Origin of the sequence: Salinicoccus sesuvii (assembly GCF_042648145.1) — a bacterium.
Taxonomy (GTDB): domain Bacteria; phylum Bacillota; class Bacilli; order Staphylococcales; family Salinicoccaceae; genus Salinicoccus; species Salinicoccus sesuvii.
In genome coordinates this window covers 145,209-163,229 of the sequence record NZ_JBHRWV010000002.1, presented here as the reverse complement: position 1 = coordinate 163,229, position 18,021 = coordinate 145,209, and the positions used below count along the sequence as shown (strand labels likewise).

Sequence of the window (18,021 nt, the reverse complement as noted above, 5' to 3'; positions counted from 1 at the left end):
TATTACTCCAGAATTCGGTTATATATTAGTAGAGGAGTTGGTGCATATGGCGATCTTGGTGAAGGTTAAAGACAGCACGAACGACAGGACGGATTTCACGGTCATACAAAATGACAAGATGAGCGAATTTAACAAGTCAGAGTACATACTCCAGGAGACTACACCTGACGAAGACAAATTCATCCAGTTCATCTATCCGGGACATACAGAGACATTTACACAATTTAAGATCCATTATATAAAAAGACGCTGAATAGGCGTCTTTTTTTAATGCAGTATTTCCTCGAGCCAACTGAACATAAGAGACGTCCATTGTGCTGCACGTGCATCCGCCATACCTGTCGTTTCAGTAGCCAAGCTCAAGCCATGGCTGCCGCTCTTAAAAGTATGGAGTTCCCAAGGGATTTGATAAGTTTCCAGTGTCTTGGCAAAGTCGAGAGAATTTTCTACAAAGACCAACTTGTCCTCTACTGTATGCCATATGAAGGTCGGTGGTGTATTTTCTGAGACATGTGCTTTAATATGCGCGCGGTCGACAATCTCATCTTCAATTGTCGGGCCAAAAACCATCCTCGAAGCAGTAGACATGTACTTCGGGTCACCGATGCCTCTTGATTCCGCAATTTCCTTATTGAGCATGTAGTCCAAAATTGGATAGGCAAGAATCTGGAAATTTGGACGGTACCATCTCGATTCCGTACCTGTCAGATCACGCAGCCACTGGGCATTCCAGTGGACACCTAAACTCGCTGCCAGATGACCGCCGGCGGAAAAGCCGATTGTCCCAATCCGGTCCGGATCCACATTAAACTCATGACAGTTTTCACGAATAAAAGAAATTGTCTCAGCTAATTCAAGAAGAGGGCCTGGAAACTCTGACCCGAGTACTGTATCCTGCTCGACCATTGCCGCAGCCTTATAGAGCTCATCTCGATTAATTCTACCCTTTTCTTTCTTCATAGTCGTCCCGATAGTTGAATATCTAAGTATGAATACACGATAACCTTTTGATAGAAACTCATAGCCGACGGGCTCTGCTTCCCTATCCGATACATACATATAACTGCCGCCCGGACAAATGACAACCGCCGGTCTGCCCTCTTTCTTATGAACAGCATCCTCTCCGAGCATCATGGTCACTTCAGCGTGTTTGTTGCCAATGTTAAAATGTTGCACATTCACGATTTTCCTCTCCTTTCCAGATGCGTCAGCCTATAAAGATAAATTTCGTTTCTGTACTCACCATCGATGAGCAAAGCATCAATTCGCTCTCCCTCTTTAAGGAAACCAAGAGCAGTGTATAACTCAATCATCTCTTCAAAGTCATCACGTATAGACAACTCAAGTCGATGTACCCCGTTTTCCTCTGCCCATACGATACCGGAATTAAGCAAGTTCCTGCCAATACTATTTTGTTGGTCTGTAGATACTATCCCTAGTGAAATATTTGCCCGGTGCTTTGTCATGTCGCGTTTATTGCCCGATAGACTAAGGTATCCCATCATTTCCTGTTGATTGATGGCAACAAATATTTGCCTTTTAGGATCCTGGAGAACAGAAGTCAGAAGTGCTTCTGTATACGAAGTATTAAGTACAGGTGTTTCATGCAGTCCCGCTTCACTCGGCGTACCGAGATCTAAAAGCAAATTGAGGAATGGTTCAATATCTCTCATTTCTATGGGTCTTATTTCCATATTCTAGCCTCTCTCCTTAAGAAGTACATTCATAATGAAGTCCAGTGCTGGTGGATTTTCTTGCTTGAGACCTTCGATGAAACCGTTGCGGTCATAAGGTACTTGTCTGTGAACAAGGTTGATAGATTCCTTATCGATTTCAAGAATTGTATAGGGCGCATATTCACTGAGTGTAATGCCAAGCGCCCCTGGATTGATAAAAACCTTTTGGCTTGATTCAAAATGATAATGCAAGTGGTCATGCCCGAACCCGAACATGATCATATCATAACTTTTATCTTTATATATGGCATCCAGTGCTTCCACTGAAGGAGACATATTGATTGAACAGTATGTATTATCTGGGTTCAGATGATAGTGAGTAAGTAGCATATCATAATTCGCAATTTTTTTATCCATGCTTAGTGGCATGGATTCAAGAAACGGCTTAAACCGTCCATCCAGATGCCTCGCTACCCATAGATGATGATTGTGCTCCTCTCCTGTTATCCGTGTCGGGGCACCCTTCAATACTTTTATCACTTCATCGTCGTGGTTGCCTCTGATTATGGAAAGGTTATCGAGCTTACACAGCATATCTAACACTTCATTTGTCTGGTGCCCCATAGAGATGATATCCCCCAAGCAGAAAATCTCATCCACTCCGAACTTTTCCATGTCTTCCATTACCTTAGATAGTGCATTGAAATTACCATGTATATCGGAAATAATCGCAATCCTTGTACTCAATCCACCTGACCCCCGTTTATTTCTTTTATAATTCATTCTACCAAAAGACTCCAATCCAACCCATCATTTCAATCTCATGGTATCATATATGTAAAATATGATTGAGGTGCATTATGACAAGACTTTGCCTAGTAAGACATGGATTGACGGAATTCAACCGATTAAAGAAGCTCCAGGGTGCATCGGATATCCCCTTGAATGAGGAAGGTGAGTATCAGGCGCGACGGGCCGCTGACAAGCTCAGAGAGGAACAATTTGATGCCATCGTCTCAAGTCCGCTTGGACGTGCCTATCGTACGGCCGAGATCATAAACGAATATCACAATCTGCCGATAGAGACAATGAATGAGCTGAAAGAACAGCATTTCGGTGAGCTTGAAGGTCATCATATCGATGACATTATGGAGAAGTACCCGCACGGAGAACTGCCAGGGGCTGAAACATTCGAAGCACTAGCGGAACGAGTGCAGATAGCACTCGATCATATACTTGAACATCATAGGAATCAATATGTGTTGGTGACGGCCCACTCCCGTACCATCAAATCCATTCTTTCACTTTTCAGCAAGGAGATTGATATGCTCGGTACAAAGCTTGACAACTGTAGTGTAAGTTATATTGAATATGTAGATTCCAAGTGGCAAGTACATGAATATAATATACCCACTTATACGGGCAACGAACAGATATGAAATAGATAGAGCATACCTCACGGTATGCTCTATCTATTTCATCTAATATGTGGTTTTTGACTCTGCCGAGATGGGATAATCGATGGGGAATGCTTCGGCCCCTACTGTCTTTTTATATACACTATAGAAATGCATACACCATAGAACAGTCAGTACTGCTCCGCCTGCATATGAAATATTAATGTCCAAGCCAAAGCCCATCTCTTCATAAAGAATGTACGTGAAGACATTGAATGTCATGAAAACAGCAGGAATCAATGCCACCCAGTAATTCTTTTTGGCAAGAAGCAAATACATCACCCCGATCCACAAAGCGATGACAGCTGTCGTCTGATTGGCCCAAGAGAAGTATCTCCATAAAATTGTAAAATCGATCAGCGTTAGACAATAACTGATGACAAGCATCGGTATCGTAATGCTAAAACGTTTCCACACTTTCCTTTGGGAAAATGAAAGATAGTCTGCAACAATCATCCTCGCACTTCTGAATGCCGTGTCACCACTCGTAATCGGCAAGATAATCACACCGAGTATCGCCAATGTGCCTACTACTGAACCAAGCAGCAGAATGGAGGCCTCAGGCACAACAAGTGCCGCTTCACCTTCGGCAAGGACTTGAGCCAATCCGCCATATCATCAAAAATGCTCATTGCTGCAGCGGCCCAGACCATTGCGATAATACCTTCAGCAATCTGCATACCGTAGAATATCTGACGTCCATTCGACTCCTTGGCAGTTGTCCGTGAAATGATTGGCGACTGTGTTGCATGAAATCCAGAAAGTGCGCCACAAGTAATCGTGAAGAAAAGGAGTGGGAAGATGGGCAGATTGTCAGGATGCATGTTGGAGAGTGTAAGCTCAGGGATCTGAGCCCCTGTCTGAACAAGCCTAAAGCCAATTGCTGCTGCACTGAACAAAAGAATCGCCCCAAAGAACGGTAGACCTTCCCGATAATCTTATCAATCGGCAGAACGGTTGATAGAATATAGTAGAGGAATATTACGCCGAGTATGAGACCGAGTGCTACCCTGCCGTCCATGAGCGAGTGCAAGAGTATAGCTGGAGAAGTGACAAAGACTGTCCCCACAAGTAAGAGCAAAAGTAGTGTGAATGCATTGACGATATGCTTCATCCCCTTGCCGAGAAACTTGCTTGCGAGCGCAGGAAGATGAGCACCCTGATTTCTAATTGATATCATGCCTGTGAGATAATCATGGACAGCTCCCGCAAAAATTGAATCAATGACAATCCAAATGAATGCTACAGGTCCGTAGTGCGCTCCCATGATGGGACCAAATATGGAACCGACACCAGCGATGTTAAGAAGTTGAATCAGTGAATTGCGCTCCTTTACCCATCGGAATAAAATCGACGTTGTCACGCTGATGATTTGCAGGCGTAGGACGATCATTTTTCGGTCCGAACATCCGATCGATATACTTGCCATATGTAAAGTAACCAAAAATAAGTAGGACAATAGATACAAAGAATGTTATTATCAAGCAACCTCCGCCAATAGAATATTTTAAAAACTAAAAAGAACAAACCAAATACTAAATGAGAGCGTTTTTAAATTCAACAAGGAGAAAATAAAATGCAGAAAATTAGCGCAAAAGTTCATACTTTCAGAGGCAGTCACTATGAGTACGGGATTGAGCAGGGAAGGCTGCTTGCTCAGACACACTATATGGATAACAGAAATTACGAATGGATTAAGCGACGCCCTAAATTTGCCTTAGACTTCCAAAAAACGAAAGCACTGTACATGCATTTTGCACCACATATCTGGGAAGAAGTCATGGGACTGCAGGAAAGCCTCAAACTCAATGATCAGGACGTACTGCTTAATCTCGCCCACTATCGCATTTCACCAAGAGACAGCGGGTGCAGCGTATACGTGGATGGTGACATCTTCATAAGGAATTATGATTACCATCCGAATACATACGACGGCATCTATAAACTTTTTCAACCGGACCAAGGCTACGCGCATATCGGCCCCGCTTCAAGAGTAACAGGTAGGATGGACGGGATGAACGAACATGGTCTAGTCATGGCCTATAACTTCATGAATAGAAAACAGCCTTCAGATGGTTTTACTTGCTTCATTATTGGCAGGTTCATTTTGGAACTATGCAGAACTGCAGAAGAAGCCAGGCAACTTCTTCTCGACCTTCCCCACCGTGGGGGGTTCAGCTATATCGTTCAAGATAGCGATAACCACTCTTTCCTAGCCGAAACTTCTGCCAGAGGACTGGCATTTAGAGATGCCAATATATGTACCAATCATTACGAGAGCCTCACCGATGAAAACAGGAGATATCTAGTCGATTCGAAGGAAAGGCTTGATATACTCCGAACACTCGACAGACCCACGCGCTCGGAACTATTGGAATTATTCACAGATCGCCGCCATGGACTTTTTGTAGACAACTATAAAAGCTGGGCAGGTACGATCCACACCTCGGCTTATGATAAACGTAATCTTACGGCAATGATAAAACTCGGTGAAAATGGATCTTTACATGAATTCGACTTCTCCCGTTGGATTCATGGAGAATCAATGGATCAAGAGGCCATCCATGGCTACCTGGGTACAGACCTTAAATTTACGAATGCTGATTGGCAGGGTAAAACCAAAATTTAGAATAAGCGGTGATAATTATGTCTTTCGACAATCTCATATTCGATAATTTTAGTGTCATTCTAAGGACCATACTCATCGGAATCATGGCCTATCTGTCACTGGTCGTCATTCTCAGAGTAAGCGGTAAACGTACACTGACCAAGATGAATGCGTTTGATTTCATCGTAACAATTGCGCTCGGTTCCATTCTTGCAAGTGTCATTACAAGCAAAGATATCACAATTGCTCAAGGTGTCACTGCCTTTTTGGTACTAGTGATTATGCAGTACATCATCACCAAACTGTCCGTAAAGAGCAAAACTGTCAGCAAGCTCGTCAAGTCACAGCCCGTACTCCTTTATTATGAAGGTGAATACTTGCTTGATAATATGAAAAAGGCACGAGTGCTGGAAGCTGAAGTCAGACAGTCGGCTCGGTCTAGTGGCAAAAGTGACCTCTCTCAAGTTATGGCAGTAGTTATGGAGACTGATGGCAGTATTTCGATTATCAGCAAACAATCTGAAGCGCAAAATCTCGATAAACTTTTCAGTGATGTAAAAAAATAAGAGCTTACGGTCTTATTTTTTTATGTCGAATATTTTAAGGTAAGTCAGCATCCTCCAGACCCATTCGAGAGGGCCGAAACGGAAATGCTTCATCCACAGATGGCTAATTATAATCTGTAAGGCGAAAGTGAGAAGAACAATCAACGGGAACCACACGGCATCTATTTTATCAAAAAGTCCGAAACCGAAAAATAGAGTGACCATCAATATGCTCTGTCCGATATAATTGGACAGTGCCATTTGCCCTACCGGCTGAAGGAGAGTTGCGAATTTACCGACACGCTTCATGATGAGTATCAGCAGCGCAACGTAACCCAATGACATGAGCGGTCCCCCAATCGTATAGGCAAGCATAGAGGCCATCGACCACATCGGATCTGCCATGCCGTACGTCATTGCGTAACCTGTCAGAATTTTTATTGGTAGGCCGATGAGTATACCGATGAGGGCCACTTTCCACAAAAGACCATTAATTGATTCGAGCCGTTCGAAGTAGCCTTTCTGTCCAACGTAGAGCCCAATTAAAAACATTGCTAAAACAAACGGTGCCATGATGATATTGCTTGTCGCCATCAACGAAAGTACCGAGAGGTTCAGACTGATGATATCCATATAAGAGCCACCAGCTACTGTCATCATGTCAAATCCACTACCTACGGCAGCCATTTCCCCCATATCCATGTCACGTACACTAAACATCAACAACGTCAAAAGTAATACGAATACAGTCCCAAGAATAAGAAGAACGACGGCTACAATGAGATTCACCACTGGCTTGAAACGATAGAAGAACATTAAGAATAGTCCAGTAACTGCATAAAGCGTAAGTATATCTCCATACCAAAGGAATACTGCATGGACGATACCGAAGCAGAGCAACACAATCATTCTTCTCGTAAATAATAAGTATGTAGATCCTGGCTTTTTCTCTGCTCTAGAGAGAAAGATAAAGAAACCAAGTCCGAAAAGGAAAGAGAACATTGTATAGAAGTTGGAAGTAACCAGTACATTTATCAGAAGAATGACGATGGCATTACTACCGGTGTAGATGTCGCTTGTCTCCATCGTCATCTGGCCCTCAATCTGAGGTCCGGCGAAGCTCATGATATTCATCATCAGAATACCGAGCAGCGCAAATCCACGCACCGAATCAATCTCATAAACTCTCTCAGATGACTGGATCGGTGTATAGTTATGTTGCATAAAGTACCTCCTGTAACAAGTATTTGCATTAATGATAACATAGAAGATATTATCCAAATTAAATTATTTCAATTTGGGTATAGCAAAGAAAAATTAGTACTGAATCATAAAGCATATTTAGAAGTCACTTCTTCATAGCACTAAAAAATTGTCGATATAAAACAGCAGAACGAAAAAAGACGCTCAAAGCCATTGAGCGCCTTTTTGAATCCAGTCCATATCAAAGAGTTCCATCGGGACTCCTGTTAGGTATGAATATATATAGTAGATCCCGAATGCTACAAGCGGTAGGAATACGAACACAAATAAGATGAGTTTTAGGAATTTCGTAAAGACACGATACAGCAGGCTGAGCACTATAAGTGCTACTGCGGTGATAGCCACCGAGCGGAAACTATAACCGACATCCGCCAAATCGAGGTAGTTGAGTCCATATATGACGAAGAACGAAAGTGCAATGACCAGTATCAGTCTGATGAACATTTGATCTCACATCCTTTATCTTGGCTTATTGAAATGATTGATCTGTTTCTTTGATAAACACAGTACATAACAGTCCGATGGCAATGATGAAGACACTCAGCCACGGTGCAAAGCTGATATCGAACCAGTTGATGTAAATACCGCCGATAACCGCTCCAATACCAATGCCGAGGTTCAATCCAGACATGTTCCAGCTGAAGACATTAGCTGCTGAACCCTGTACGTTTTCAACCAATCCACTTTGGACTGTCGGACTCGTACTCCACTGGAAGAGGCTCCAAAGGAAAAGATTCGTGTAGAATAGTCCTGGAACACTGTATAACAGTGGCATGAGCGCCATGGTCAACATGAACAGTGACAACATAATTGCCAATGTCTTTTTTGTGCCTATACGGTCCACCATGTTACCACCAAGTACCGTACCAAGCATGCCGCCGGCACCGGCAATGAGAAGTGCAATGGAAACACTGCCGAGGGTGTAGCCATTCGATGTCATAAGTGGGGAAATATACCCAATAACAATATAGTTACCAATCAGAACGGACATTGTTACACCTATGTAGAGTGCAATATTTTTCATATTCAATATTTTATCCGGTACCGGATCACCGAGGTCGTCACCCTTTTTATTGGGGGTCAAAAGAATGATGCCCAAACCGACAAGAACAGCAAGCAGTATGACCAGCCAGAAGATGACACGCCATCCGAACTGCTGACCGACCAGCGTACCGATTGGAATACCGAATACATTGGCTGCACTAAAGCCCATGTAAACTAAGGCAATCATACGCCCGCGTATGGCCGGCGCTGAGAGGAGCACAGTCATGTCCATAATCTTGACGATGAACACTGCAGCTGCCAATGCTGTTACAACACGACCCACAGCGAGCATCAGGAAGGTGCTGGAGAGCCCAAATATAAGATTGCCGATTATAAAAACGACAAGTGATGTCAAGATTACAGGTTTGGGTCTGAATTTTTCTGTCGCTTTGACAAGTATGGGGCCGAAAATGGCAAAACTCACTGCATAGACGGTAATCAATTGGCCCGTAAGTGCATTAGAAATGCCGAGGTCCGAACTCATAAGTTCCAATATACCCGAAATGATAAGTTCCATCATGCCAAGAAGAAATACCCCAATTGTAAAGGTTAATAGTAGTTTTCTATTCATTATAATCACCTATTCAAAAAAGTCAACTTGACCAGTATACATCATAATTCGACGCATATAAACATATACGTGTTAAAATACTATTGAGGTGGTATGATGAAGAAATTAATTCCTGTTTTAATATTCTTACTTCTTGCAGGCTGTGCTCAAGGCAATCAGGATTCACTCGATGACCTATATGAAGCTTTCGAGAGGAACCACGATTCTCTCCAAGCAGAATTTAGCGAACTAATGGGTGAAATGGAAGAAACAGAAGATCGAGAAGCTAAAATCCGCATTATATATGAAGAAGCACTTCCCAAAATCGAAGATCTAAGAAGAACCATTCACAATTACACTGTTACAGGCACGGAACACGAGCAGTTGAAAGAAGAAATGCTGACATATACCAATTCACTCGAAAATCTTGTTGAGTTATATGGTGAATTTAATCGAACCTTCGTCAACTATAACCCGCTCGGTGCTAGTGATTTCAGAGAAGAAGTGGATGAACGGCTTGACGAAATTGAATCTCAAGAAGAATTGGTTCGGCAACGTTATGAAAGCATCCAAGAAGACTACGCGCAATTGACTTCAGAAAGCAGTTCATAAAAAGACTTGTCTATGACAAGTCTTTTTCTACGTAGTTCGACAGGAAGTTCTCATGCGTCATCTTTCTCGCAAATGACTCCCCATAATGTTCTACCAATGCCTCAGCGAGATTCTGATACATACCGGCATCTTCAAGTTTTTCGACATATGAAGCAATGCCGTCGAAATCCGATCCAAGACCGATAGCGTCTTCTCCGACAAGATCGATAATGTGATCAATGTGTGGGAACAAATCTTCTATTCCGACAAATCCTTCTTTAATGAATGGCGGATTAAAGACAATATTAACCATCCCACCTTTACTCACCAGTGTTTTGATCTGATCGTCGCAGAGATTTCTTGGATGATCGAATACTTCCCTCGCATTTGAATGAGTGGCGATGACACGTTCTGCCTGGTTCATAACCACATCCACACCTTCCGGATTCAAATGACTAATATCCACAAGCACACCATGAGTGTTGCAACAGTCAATAAATTTAAGGCCAAACTCCGTCAGCCCCGTGTTCCGCGTCTCTCCTACGCCATCAGCCACGAGGTTGGCATTGTTCCAAGTCAATCCAACAGAAAGCACACCCAATCTAAACAGTGTACGTAGTTTCATCAAATCATTTCCAACAGCATCTGCACCTTCAAGCGTAAGTACCGCTCCAACCTCACCTTCACCGAGCCGATTGATTTCATCGAATCTTTTAATATGGATAAAGTGCTCCTGACTCAGGACTTCGTTATAGAAACAATCCACTTGCTCTAATGCGTGTTGCCATTTTTCATTATCCGGCAGCTGTGGTGGTATAAAGATGGCAAAAAACTGTACTTTAACCTGCCCCTTTATCAGTCTTTGTGCGTTAGTTTGAATCTCATTTCCATGCTTAAAATCAAGCAGTTTTTCCTCGAATGAATAAGTTCTTCTATAGTCCATCTGTAGTTTCATCAGTGCATCACAATGTGTATCGATAATATTCATAAAATGCCTCCCTTTTACTGATTATATCAATCCTTAGAATACTCTTGAAATAAAAAGGCGAGAATTAGATTGCATAACTATGAAGCGAAGTATAAAATATAAACAGCTTATGAAAACGGTTTTTAAATATTTGTGATTTACAACGGTTACTTGGCATGTATAATTATTAAATAAGGAGGTCTTTTTATGCATAGAACTGCAACTTTATTTAAATTTATTATCCCTTCGCTAATTGGGATATTAATGTTTCTTTTCCCAATAAAGGTTGATGGGGACACTACTATACCTGTTGCCTACCTCGCTAATGGGCTGATTGACTTATTGGGCGCCAATACTGTGATTCTTATACTTATAATACTTATAACCGTCTCTGCTCTGCTGAGCATACTGTTTAGCTGGGTGATTGAGCCTGATTCGGAGTTTTTAGGTAATCTGTTCCGAACAAATACTATTTGGGTCATTCTGCGTACCGTCGGTGCCATATTTGCACTGATGACCTATATTGTCATTGGACCAGAAGCCATCATTTCCGATGTCACAGGCGGAATGATACTTAATGATCTACTACCAACACTATTCGCTGTATTCCTATTTGCAGGCATCCTGCTCCCCTTGCTACTAAACTACGGACTGCTCGAGTTTGTCGGATCTATATTTGCAAAGATTATGCGACCATTATTCACATTGCCTGGTCGTTCCACAGTCGACAATCTGGCATCTTGGGTTGGCGATGGAACAGTCGGTGTACTTCTAACAAGTAATCAATATGAAAAAGGATTCTATTCTAAACGAGAAGCATCGGTTATAGCGACGACGTTCTCTGTCGTCTCCATCACATTCTCTATTGTCATACTAGATCTGATCGGATTGATGGACTACTTTGGCCTATTTTATATGACCATCATCATTGCAGGTGTTATTGCAGCATTGATAATGCCAAGAATTCCGCCACTATCGCGTATTAAAGACGACTACTACGTGGAAGGCAAAGAAGTCGATGAAGCAATTCCCTCAGGCTATAACCCTTTCAGTTGGGGCTTTAAAAAAGCTCTCGATCGCTCTGAAAAAGCGGAAGGATTTGTTGATTTTCTCAAAGATGGTGTCAAGACTGTTGCAGATATGTGGTTCGCGGTTCTACCAATTGTCATGGCAATTGGTACGCTAGGCACGATGCTCGCTGAATACACACCGTTATTCTCATGGATTGGCGCACCATTCGTTCCCCTTTTAGAACTAATGGGGATACCGGAAGCACAGGCAGCTTCAGAAGCACTATTCATTGGTTTTACAGACATGTTCCTACCAGCCATACTGATTGAAGGGGTATCGGCAGACATGACACGCTTCATCATCGGCGCACTGAGTATCACACAGCTGATCTATCTTTCAGAAGTGGGCGGTGTCATACTTGGATCTAAAATACCGGTTGGACTTGGAAAACTGTTTATCATCTTCCTACTTCGCACGGCTATTACACTTCCAATCATCACGCTTATTGCACATCTTATATTCTAAAAAAATGTTCTGTGGAAATCCACAGAACATTTTTTATGTCTTCAATTTAGAAACCTCGACCAGCGCCGCCACCGCCGCCGGAACCACCGCCAAACCCGCCGAATCCACCTCCGCCGAATCCGCCGCCGCGAGAACCGCCACCAGAAGGTGGGAAGAATACAACAGGTCCGCCTCTACGGCGCCTGCGACCGCCACCTCTTGGAGGTCTGCCGCCACCACCCATAATTTTGAAAAGTAGATAGATGACCGCCATCGCAAAGAGTAACCTGAAAATCGAACCTCCGGTACCCGTCGTTTCTCCTGTTTCCGCCTGTATAGATCCATCTGTCTGCGGGCTATCACGGGTAAATTCTCCATTTTCATACCCATATGCCTCAAGGGATTCCTGATACAGTGCTTCGTAGAGTTTTGAAAGTCCTTGAGCATAATAGGTAGCTGCTTCAGCAGAACCCTCGTCTGCTTCAGTTGCTGCAACAAAATCTTCTATTGCAACGTCATCGATAATCCTGCCGATTTTGGCGTCATTTAGGTATCCTTCGACACCATATCCCACTTGGACTTCCACACCCCGGTTATTGTACTCATTACCGTTATCCAGATTTAGTAGAATGACAATGCCATTGTCTGATTCCTCTTTGCCGACACCATATTCACGCAGTGCTCTGAGCGCGTAGTCCTGACGATGCTCCTGCCCAGTCGAAGGCATGGTGAGGAGGAGCATTTCTACGCTGGTACCTTCTTCGAGATATGCCCCTTTTTCGTTCAGCTCCTGCACTGCAGTGTCACTTAGTACACCCGCGTTATCCTGTACAAAGTAATGGGAGGTGTCCAAGGAAGGCAGGGCGACCCGTGCCTGTACCGGCATACTGAAAAAAACAAACAGCATCAGGACTAGTATGATCAGCCGTTTCATCACTCTCCGTCCTGTTCAGTGTTGAAGTCTACTTCAGGCACTTCTCTGGCTGAATCGTCCGCTTTGAAATATGGTTTTTCATTGAAGTTGAAAAGCCCAGCAATGACATTGCCCGGGAATCTGCGTGTATTCTGATTATATTCCTGTACCGATGCATTATAGTCTTGTCTTGCTACAGCAATACGATTCTCAGCCCCCGCGAGTTCATCCCGCAGACCTGTAAACTGTGTACTCGCCTGAAGGTCAGGATAATCTTCTGAGATTGCAATCAGCCGAGATAGAGCTGATGTGACTTCACCATTGGCTTCAGCCATCTCTTCTACCCCTTGCGCACCTGACAGTCGACTTCTTGCTTCAGCAATGTCAGTAAATATCTCTTGTTCTTGTGATGCATACCCTTGTACTGTGTTTACAAGGTTTGGAATCAAGTCTCCCCTTCTCTGTAACTGAGTCTCAATCTGCGACTCCTGCTGATTCACTTGTTCTTCCAAACCGATAAACTGGTTATATTTCGGAGCAAATATCATCGCAAGAATGATGAAAAATCCGATGATGACGCCTAGAGGTATCAGTAATTTTTTCATTTTATCTTCTCCTTTAGTAAACTTTTATTTCCTATATAATAGCATGAATGCAATAGTTTAAACATTGGTTATCATCAAAGCTATTAAAATGGAGCGGATGCGATGCATCCGCTCCATTACTATTTATGAGTATTTGACGACGTGGTATTTCTTTTTACCTCTTCTAATGACAGTGAATTCACCATCAAGCTTATCTGTTTCGTCTATCTCATAGTCTACATCTTGTTGGCGCTCACCATTAATGTAGATAGCACCATTCTTGATGTCTTCTCTGGCTTGTCTGCGTGATGACGAGATTCCAGTATCGACAATCACTTTGACAATATTCTTATCTTCATCTGTATAGGAAGCAGAAGGTACGTCTTTGAATGCATCTTTAATCTGATCCACAGAGAGTGATTTGATATCGCCATTAAAAAGCGCCTCTGTAATATTTTGTGCTTCTTCCAGAGCTGCATCTCCATGGATGAAAGCCGTAATGTTTTCCGCTAGACGTCTCTGTGCATTTCTGAAATGCGGTTCGTTTCTAACAGACTCCTCAAGCAATTCGATCTCTTCTCTATCTAAGAATGTGAATAGTTTGATGAATTTGATGACATCCGCATCGCTCTGGTTGATCCAGAACTGGTAGAATTCATAAGGAGAGGTCCGCTTCGGATCAAGCCATATATTACCTGACTCCGTTTTACCGAATTTCTTGCCGTCTGCTTTCGTAACGAGTGGAATAGTCATGCCTTCAGCTTCTGTTTCACCATAGACCCGTCTCATTAGGTCGAGGCCACTTGTGATATTACCCCACTGGTCTGAACCACCAATCTGCATCTTGCAGTTAAAGTGCCTATTCAGGTGTCCGAAATCAATTGCTTGTAAAATGGTGTATGTGAATTCTGTATAAGAGATACCTGTTTCAAGTCTTGACTGGATGGCGTCTTTGGCGAGCATATAGTTTAGGCTGACATGCTTTCCGTAGTCTCTTAAGAAACTGATGAGACTGATTTCCTGCAACCAGTCCTTATTGTTAACTAGGATTGCCCCATTTTCATCGGAAAAATCAAATATAGTTTCCATCTGACTCCGGATGCCAGCGACATTGGCATCGATCTGGTCTTCAGTTTGGAGGTTTCGCTCTTCACTTTTAAATGATGGATCTCCGATCATTCCGGTTCCGCCGCCAATCAGCACGATCGGACGATGGCCATGTTCCTGAAATCTTCTAAGCGTCAGGAATGGAACAAGGTGTCCAATGTGAAGGCTGTCTGCAGTGGGGTCTGCTCCACAGTACAATGAAAGCTGTCCACGATCTAGTAATTCTTCAATCTTTTCTTCGTCGGTCATCTGGTAAATGATGCCTCTGTATTTTAAATCTTCTAGCAATGTGCTCATTATTTTCCTCCCGGATATCCTTTATTTTGAAAATTGATATAAAAAAGCACCCCTACATTGAGTAAGGGTGCTGAATACACGGTACCACCAAACAGTTTCTCTCTATGGGCTAAAACGTCCGCCCAGACGTACGAATGTGTGATGCAGTGTATTCGTCTGGTTGCGTGCACTGATTCCCACCATCCATCAGCTCTCTGTATTCCGCCACACCAGCTACTTCTCTGCCACTCGAATAATATCAATTTATAGAAATGATATTATTCTGGTGGTGAAAAGTCAAGGCTTACCTAAGTATGTTAATTTTTATGACCTTTTACTGCTCAGAAATCAGCTTCATAAAACAGTCACAGCCGACCTTCAATCATTTACTCTAATTGTTTCGGATGTGTTATAATGACCGATGATAGGAGGTAACAATGAAGAAGAACAACGACTTTTTAAATTATATTAAAAACCTTTTTTCTCGCAGAGATACAGAAGCGAAAGCTGAGCCTATAAAAGGGGCCACTTTCAAAGAGAAATTCAATAGTGTCACTTCACGTTTCAAAAGGACCGGCTCCCCTCTTAGAATTTCATTCTTCACAGCGTATGACACTATCTGGAACATCATCCTGTTCTCGGTACTCGCACTTGCTCTGGTCGGAATACTCGGGCTCAGTATTGGCCTGGGCTATTTTGCAGCACTTGTTAACGATGAAGAGATTCAGCCTGAGGAAGAAGTGAGGACGGCTCTAACAGAGATGACGGAGAGTACGACGGTGGCCTTTGGTTCGGGAGAATCTCTCGGTACGCTTCGGGCGGATCTGATACGTGAACGAATCGACTACGATGACGTCTCACCGTATGTGATCCAAGCCTTGGTTGCGACAGAAGATGAATACTTCTACGAACATAATGGTGTCGTACCCAAAGCCTTCATGAGAGCCACCCTCCAGCAAGTAGCAGGATCAGGTTCAAGCACTGGTGGTAGTACGCTGACACAGCAACTTGTCAAGAACCAGTTGCTAACGGATGAAACCACTTTCGACCGTAAGGCAACAGAACTATTGCTTGCTTTTCGTGTTGAAAAAATGCTTTCGAAAGAAGAGATACTGGAAGCATATTTGAACGCCGTTTCATTCGGGCGTAATGCCAACGGACAGAACATCGCTGGTATCCAAGCGGCTGCGGATGGCATATTCGGCAAGGATGCTGCAGATTTGAATCTTGCAGAGAGTGCATTTCTTGCAGGTGTGCCACAAAATCCATACGCATACACACCATTCTTGCAAGGTGGTACTGTAAAAGATCCGGAATTGCTTGAAGCAGGTCAAAACAGACAGAGATTTGTACTGGAACGCATGCTCACTGAAAATGCGATTACACAAGAAGAGTATGAAGAGGCACTCGAATATAATCTTTACGACAACCTCACAGATAGTGTGACAGTGCCGAACCAGAACTATCCGTTCCTTACCGATGAGCTTGAAAGACGTAGCATTGAGATACTCAAGTACTATCTCGCTGAGGAAGACGGGCTGGCCAGAGAAGATGTCGATTCCACACCACTCATTAACCAGCAGTATACGAATGAAGCTAACATTGCATTGAGAAACCAAGGATACCATATCGAAACAACAATCGATAAAACAATCTATGATACAATGCAAGATGTTGTAAATAATTCCAACTATTACTATGGATCAAGAAGTATTGCAGATGCCACAGACGCAACAGATGAGGAGCAAGAGGAAGACGATGAGGTTCTGGAGCACGAAATTGGTGCTATAATGAAAGATAATGAGACTGGTAAAATTCTCGGCTTCGTCGGCGGACGCGATCATGAGCGTTCTTCAATCAATCATGCTACTCAGACAAGTCGTCAGGCAGGTTCCACAATGAAACCGCTGATTACTTACGGCCCGGCAATTGATAAAGGCATCATTGCACCAGATACTGTACTGTTAGATGAAATTTTTACCATTCCGAACCCTTATGGTGAGGATTACAGCCCGCGTAACTACGATGTAGATGAAGAATTCGGACTGGTATCTGCCAAGCATGCCTTAAGCAACTCCTATAACTTGAGTACGCTAAGACTATGGGCAGATGTAAGACAACAGAATCCACAGGAATATTTCGAGAGAATGAATCTCCCAATTGCAGATAATTTCTACTCAGATGAAAACACTTTGATTCCTTCAATGCCTTTGGGTTCAAACGATCTATCAGTTGAAGAAAATACAAATGCTTTCTCTACATTTGCTAACAATGGTGAACTGGTGGATAGCTATATGATTGCTTCCATCACCAGCCCGAGTGGCGAAGTCATCTATGAACATGAAAGTGAAACTACTCAAGTATTTAAAGATTCTACAGCATATCTGATGACAGATATATTGAAAGAAACGTTCCAGACCGGATCTGCCTACTACATCCAAGATTATTATAACAGTGTGAGCGACACTTATGACTGGGCAGCTAAAACCGGTACATCCAACGGCTTTGTAGATTCATGGTTCATGGGATATAATCCTAAGGTCACTTTAGGAGTCTGGATGGGTTACGACCGCAATATTCCTCAAGTTGAAAATGCCGATAGTGAACAACACATGCATATCTACAACTGGCGCGACCTTGCACAGGCTATCAGCGAAGTAGCACCTGAACAGCTCGGTGCCAACGAACGTTTCAGCCGTCCATCTTCTGTTAGGGAAGTTGAATATTGTGCACTGACCATGGAACTTGAAGACGACTGTGAACGCAACCTTGATCGACCTGGAGAAGGTCTGATTGCTGAAGACACACTTCTGAATGACAAAGATAGTCTCAGTGACCCTGAAATTCTTGCTAGAATGGGTNAGTGTCGGCAGCGGCAGCTCTTCGAATGATGACGATGATGATGATGACGACGATTGAATAAAT

17 protein-coding genes and 1 pseudogene are annotated in these 18,021 nt (G+C 43.1%); 7 read left to right on the top strand and 11 right to left on the bottom strand.

Features of this window, described 5'->3' with window-relative positions; genetic code table 11:
- Positions 1-46 precede the first annotated feature (46 nt).
- On the top strand, positions 47-253 hold the full coding sequence (locus tag ACFOJ8_RS03490) for a hypothetical protein (RefSeq protein WP_380653358.1): 207 nt from the start codon (positions 47-49) through the stop codon (positions 251-253).
- A 14-nt stretch (positions 254-267) separates the two neighbouring features.
- On the opposite strand, the gene ACFOJ8_RS03485 is transcribed toward ACFOJ8_RS03490, so the two are convergent.
- From ACFOJ8_RS03485 to ACFOJ8_RS03475, 3 genes are read right to left on the bottom strand one after another with little or no spacing between them, the layout of a single operon-like run.
- Positions 268-1,182, bottom strand: a complete 915-nt coding sequence (locus tag ACFOJ8_RS03485) for an alpha/beta hydrolase (protein WP_380653355.1) — start codon at positions 1,180-1,182, stop codon at positions 268-270.
- Positions 1,179-1,694, bottom strand: coding sequence for a GNAT family N-acetyltransferase (locus tag ACFOJ8_RS03480; RefSeq protein WP_380653352.1), 516 nt, complete (start codon positions 1,692-1,694; stop codon positions 1,179-1,181). The genes ACFOJ8_RS03485 and ACFOJ8_RS03480 overlap by 4 nt, the downstream gene beginning before the upstream one ends.
- Positions 1,695-1,697: 3 nt before the next feature.
- The gene (locus ACFOJ8_RS03475; RefSeq protein WP_380653350.1) at positions 1,698-2,459 is read right to left on the bottom strand and encodes a metallophosphoesterase family protein; all 762 of its coding nucleotides are present in this window, start codon (positions 2,457-2,459) and stop codon (positions 1,698-1,700) included.
- A gap of 77 nt (positions 2,460-2,536) precedes the next feature.
- Here ACFOJ8_RS03475 and ACFOJ8_RS03470 point away from each other — a divergent pair, with 77 nt between their 5' ends.
- Positions 2,537-3,115 carry a histidine phosphatase family protein gene (locus tag ACFOJ8_RS03470; protein WP_380653347.1) on the top strand — a complete coding sequence of 193 codons (579 nt, stop codon included), beginning with the start codon at positions 2,537-2,539 and terminating at the stop codon, positions 3,113-3,115.
- A 42-nt stretch (positions 3,116-3,157) separates the two neighbouring features.
- Here ACFOJ8_RS03470 and ACFOJ8_RS03465 read toward each other — a convergent pair.
- Positions 3,158-4,614: pseudogene (locus tag ACFOJ8_RS03465) on the bottom strand (carbon starvation CstA family protein).
- Positions 4,615-4,709: 95 nt separating this feature from the next.
- Between ACFOJ8_RS03465 and ACFOJ8_RS03460 the strand changes: the two are divergent.
- Together ACFOJ8_RS03460 and ACFOJ8_RS03455 are read left to right on the top strand one after the other, a co-directional pair.
- Positions 4,710-5,762 carry a C45 family autoproteolytic acyltransferase/hydolase gene (locus ACFOJ8_RS03460; protein ID WP_380653344.1) on the top strand — a complete coding sequence of 351 codons (1,053 nt, stop codon included), beginning with the start codon at positions 4,710-4,712 and terminating at the stop codon, positions 5,760-5,762.
- A gap of 17 nt (positions 5,763-5,779) precedes the next feature.
- Positions 5,780-6,307: a DUF421 domain-containing protein gene (locus tag ACFOJ8_RS03455; RefSeq protein WP_380653341.1), complete on the top strand. Its 528-nt coding sequence runs from the start codon at positions 5,780-5,782 to the stop codon at positions 6,305-6,307.
- 12 nt (positions 6,308-6,319) lie between these two features.
- On the opposite strand, the gene ACFOJ8_RS03450 is transcribed toward ACFOJ8_RS03455, so the two are convergent.
- The 3 genes from ACFOJ8_RS03450 to ACFOJ8_RS03440 form a co-directional block, all read right to left on the bottom strand.
- On the bottom strand, positions 6,320-7,510 hold the full coding sequence (locus ACFOJ8_RS03450) for a DUF418 domain-containing protein (protein WP_380653338.1): 1,191 nt from the start codon (positions 7,508-7,510) through the stop codon (positions 6,320-6,322).
- Positions 7,511-7,693: 183 nt separating this feature from the next.
- Positions 7,694-7,993, bottom strand: a complete 300-nt coding sequence (locus ACFOJ8_RS03445) for a hypothetical protein (RefSeq protein WP_380653336.1) — start codon at positions 7,991-7,993, stop codon at positions 7,694-7,696.
- A 25-nt stretch (positions 7,994-8,018) separates the two neighbouring features.
- The gene (locus tag ACFOJ8_RS03440) at positions 8,019-9,164 is read right to left on the bottom strand and encodes an MFS transporter (RefSeq protein WP_380653333.1); all 1,146 of its coding nucleotides are present in this window, start codon (positions 9,162-9,164) and stop codon (positions 8,019-8,021) included.
- A gap of 96 nt (positions 9,165-9,260) precedes the next feature.
- Between ACFOJ8_RS03440 and ACFOJ8_RS03435 the strand changes: the two genes are divergently transcribed.
- Positions 9,261-9,755 (top strand): hypothetical protein, encoded by a 495-nt coding sequence (locus ACFOJ8_RS03435; RefSeq protein ID WP_380653330.1) that lies wholly within the window; start codon positions 9,261-9,263, stop codon positions 9,753-9,755.
- Between the two features lie 10 nt (positions 9,756-9,765).
- Here the strand turns inward: ACFOJ8_RS03435 and ACFOJ8_RS03430 are convergent, their stop codons facing one another.
- Positions 9,766-10,722, bottom strand: a complete 957-nt coding sequence (locus tag ACFOJ8_RS03430; protein WP_380653327.1) for a dipeptidase — start codon at positions 10,720-10,722, stop codon at positions 9,766-9,768.
- Between the two features lie 186 nt (positions 10,723-10,908).
- On the opposite strand from ACFOJ8_RS03430, the gene ACFOJ8_RS03425 reads away from it, so the two are divergent.
- Complete coding sequence (locus tag ACFOJ8_RS03425; protein WP_380653324.1) at positions 10,909-12,237, top strand: YjiH family protein; 1,329 nt, start codon at positions 10,909-10,911, stop codon at positions 12,235-12,237.
- A 46-nt stretch (positions 12,238-12,283) separates the two neighbouring features.
- Here the strand turns inward: ACFOJ8_RS03425 and ACFOJ8_RS03420 are convergent, their stop codons facing one another.
- The 3 genes from ACFOJ8_RS03420 to tyrS all read right to left on the bottom strand — a co-directional run bounded on the left by ACFOJ8_RS03420 (position 12,284) and on the right by tyrS (position 15,120).
- The gene (locus ACFOJ8_RS03420) at positions 12,284-13,150 is read right to left on the bottom strand and encodes a TPM domain-containing protein (RefSeq protein WP_380653321.1); all 867 of its coding nucleotides are present in this window, start codon (positions 13,148-13,150) and stop codon (positions 12,284-12,286) included.
- The gene (locus ACFOJ8_RS03415) at positions 13,150-13,734 is read right to left on the bottom strand and encodes a LemA family protein (protein ID WP_380653320.1); all 585 of its coding nucleotides are present in this window, start codon (positions 13,732-13,734) and stop codon (positions 13,150-13,152) included. Before ACFOJ8_RS03415 ends, ACFOJ8_RS03420 begins: the two co-directional genes overlap by 1 nt.
- Before the next feature lie 123 nt (positions 13,735-13,857).
- Positions 13,858-15,120, bottom strand: a complete 1,263-nt coding sequence (gene tyrS / locus ACFOJ8_RS03410; protein ID WP_380657014.1) for a tyrosine--tRNA ligase — start codon at positions 15,118-15,120, stop codon at positions 13,858-13,860.
- A gap of 413 nt (positions 15,121-15,533) precedes the next feature.
- Here tyrS and ACFOJ8_RS03405 point away from each other — a divergent pair, with 413 nt between their 5' ends.
- Positions 15,534-17,987 carry a transglycosylase domain-containing protein gene (locus tag ACFOJ8_RS03405; RefSeq protein ID WP_380659880.1) on the top strand — a complete coding sequence of 818 codons (2,454 nt, stop codon included), beginning with the start codon at positions 15,534-15,536 and terminating at the stop codon, positions 17,985-17,987.
- Positions 17,988-18,021 lie beyond the last annotated feature (34 nt).

What these genes read in the sequence shown, in the direction of transcription:
- ACFOJ8_RS03490 (WP_380653358.1), top strand. Translation starts at nt 47, where the DNA reads ATGGCGATCTTGGTGAAGGTTAAAGACAGCACGAACGACAGGACGGAT.
- ACFOJ8_RS03480 (WP_380653352.1), bottom strand. Translation starts at nt 1,694, where the DNA reads ATGGAAATAAGACCCATAGAAATGAGAGATATTGAACCATTCCTCAAT.
- ACFOJ8_RS03475 (WP_380653350.1), bottom strand. Translation starts at nt 2,459, where the DNA reads ATGAATTATAAAAGAAATAAACGGGGGTCAGGTGGATTGAGTACAAGG.
- ACFOJ8_RS03470 (WP_380653347.1), top strand. Translation starts at nt 2,537, where the DNA reads ATGACAAGACTTTGCCTAGTAAGACATGGATTGACGGAATTCAACCGA.
- ACFOJ8_RS03460 (WP_380653344.1), top strand. Translation starts at nt 4,710, where the DNA reads ATGCAGAAAATTAGCGCAAAAGTTCATACTTTCAGAGGCAGTCACTAT.
- ACFOJ8_RS03455 (WP_380653341.1), top strand. Translation starts at nt 5,780, where the DNA reads ATGTCTTTCGACAATCTCATATTCGATAATTTTAGTGTCATTCTAAGG.
- ACFOJ8_RS03450 (WP_380653338.1), bottom strand. Translation starts at nt 7,510, where the DNA reads ATGCAACATAACTATACACCGATCCAGTCATCTGAGAGAGTTTATGAG.
- ACFOJ8_RS03445 (WP_380653336.1), bottom strand. Translation starts at nt 7,993, where the DNA reads ATGTTCATCAGACTGATACTGGTCATTGCACTTTCGTTCTTCGTCATA.
- ACFOJ8_RS03440 (WP_380653333.1), bottom strand. Translation starts at nt 9,164, where the DNA reads ATGAATAGAAAACTACTATTAACCTTTACAATTGGGGTATTTCTTCTT.
- ACFOJ8_RS03435 (WP_380653330.1), top strand. Translation starts at nt 9,261, where the DNA reads ATGAAGAAATTAATTCCTGTTTTAATATTCTTACTTCTTGCAGGCTGT.
- ACFOJ8_RS03430 (WP_380653327.1), bottom strand. Translation starts at nt 10,722, where the DNA reads ATGAATATTATCGATACACATTGTGATGCACTGATGAAACTACAGATG.
- ACFOJ8_RS03425 (WP_380653324.1), top strand. Translation starts at nt 10,909, where the DNA reads ATGCATAGAACTGCAACTTTATTTAAATTTATTATCCCTTCGCTAATT.
- ACFOJ8_RS03420 (WP_380653321.1), bottom strand. Translation starts at nt 13,150, where the DNA reads ATGAAACGGCTGATCATACTAGTCCTGATGCTGTTTGTTTTTTTCAGT.
- ACFOJ8_RS03415 (WP_380653320.1), bottom strand. Translation starts at nt 13,734, where the DNA reads ATGAAAAAATTACTGATACCTCTAGGCGTCATCATCGGATTTTTCATC.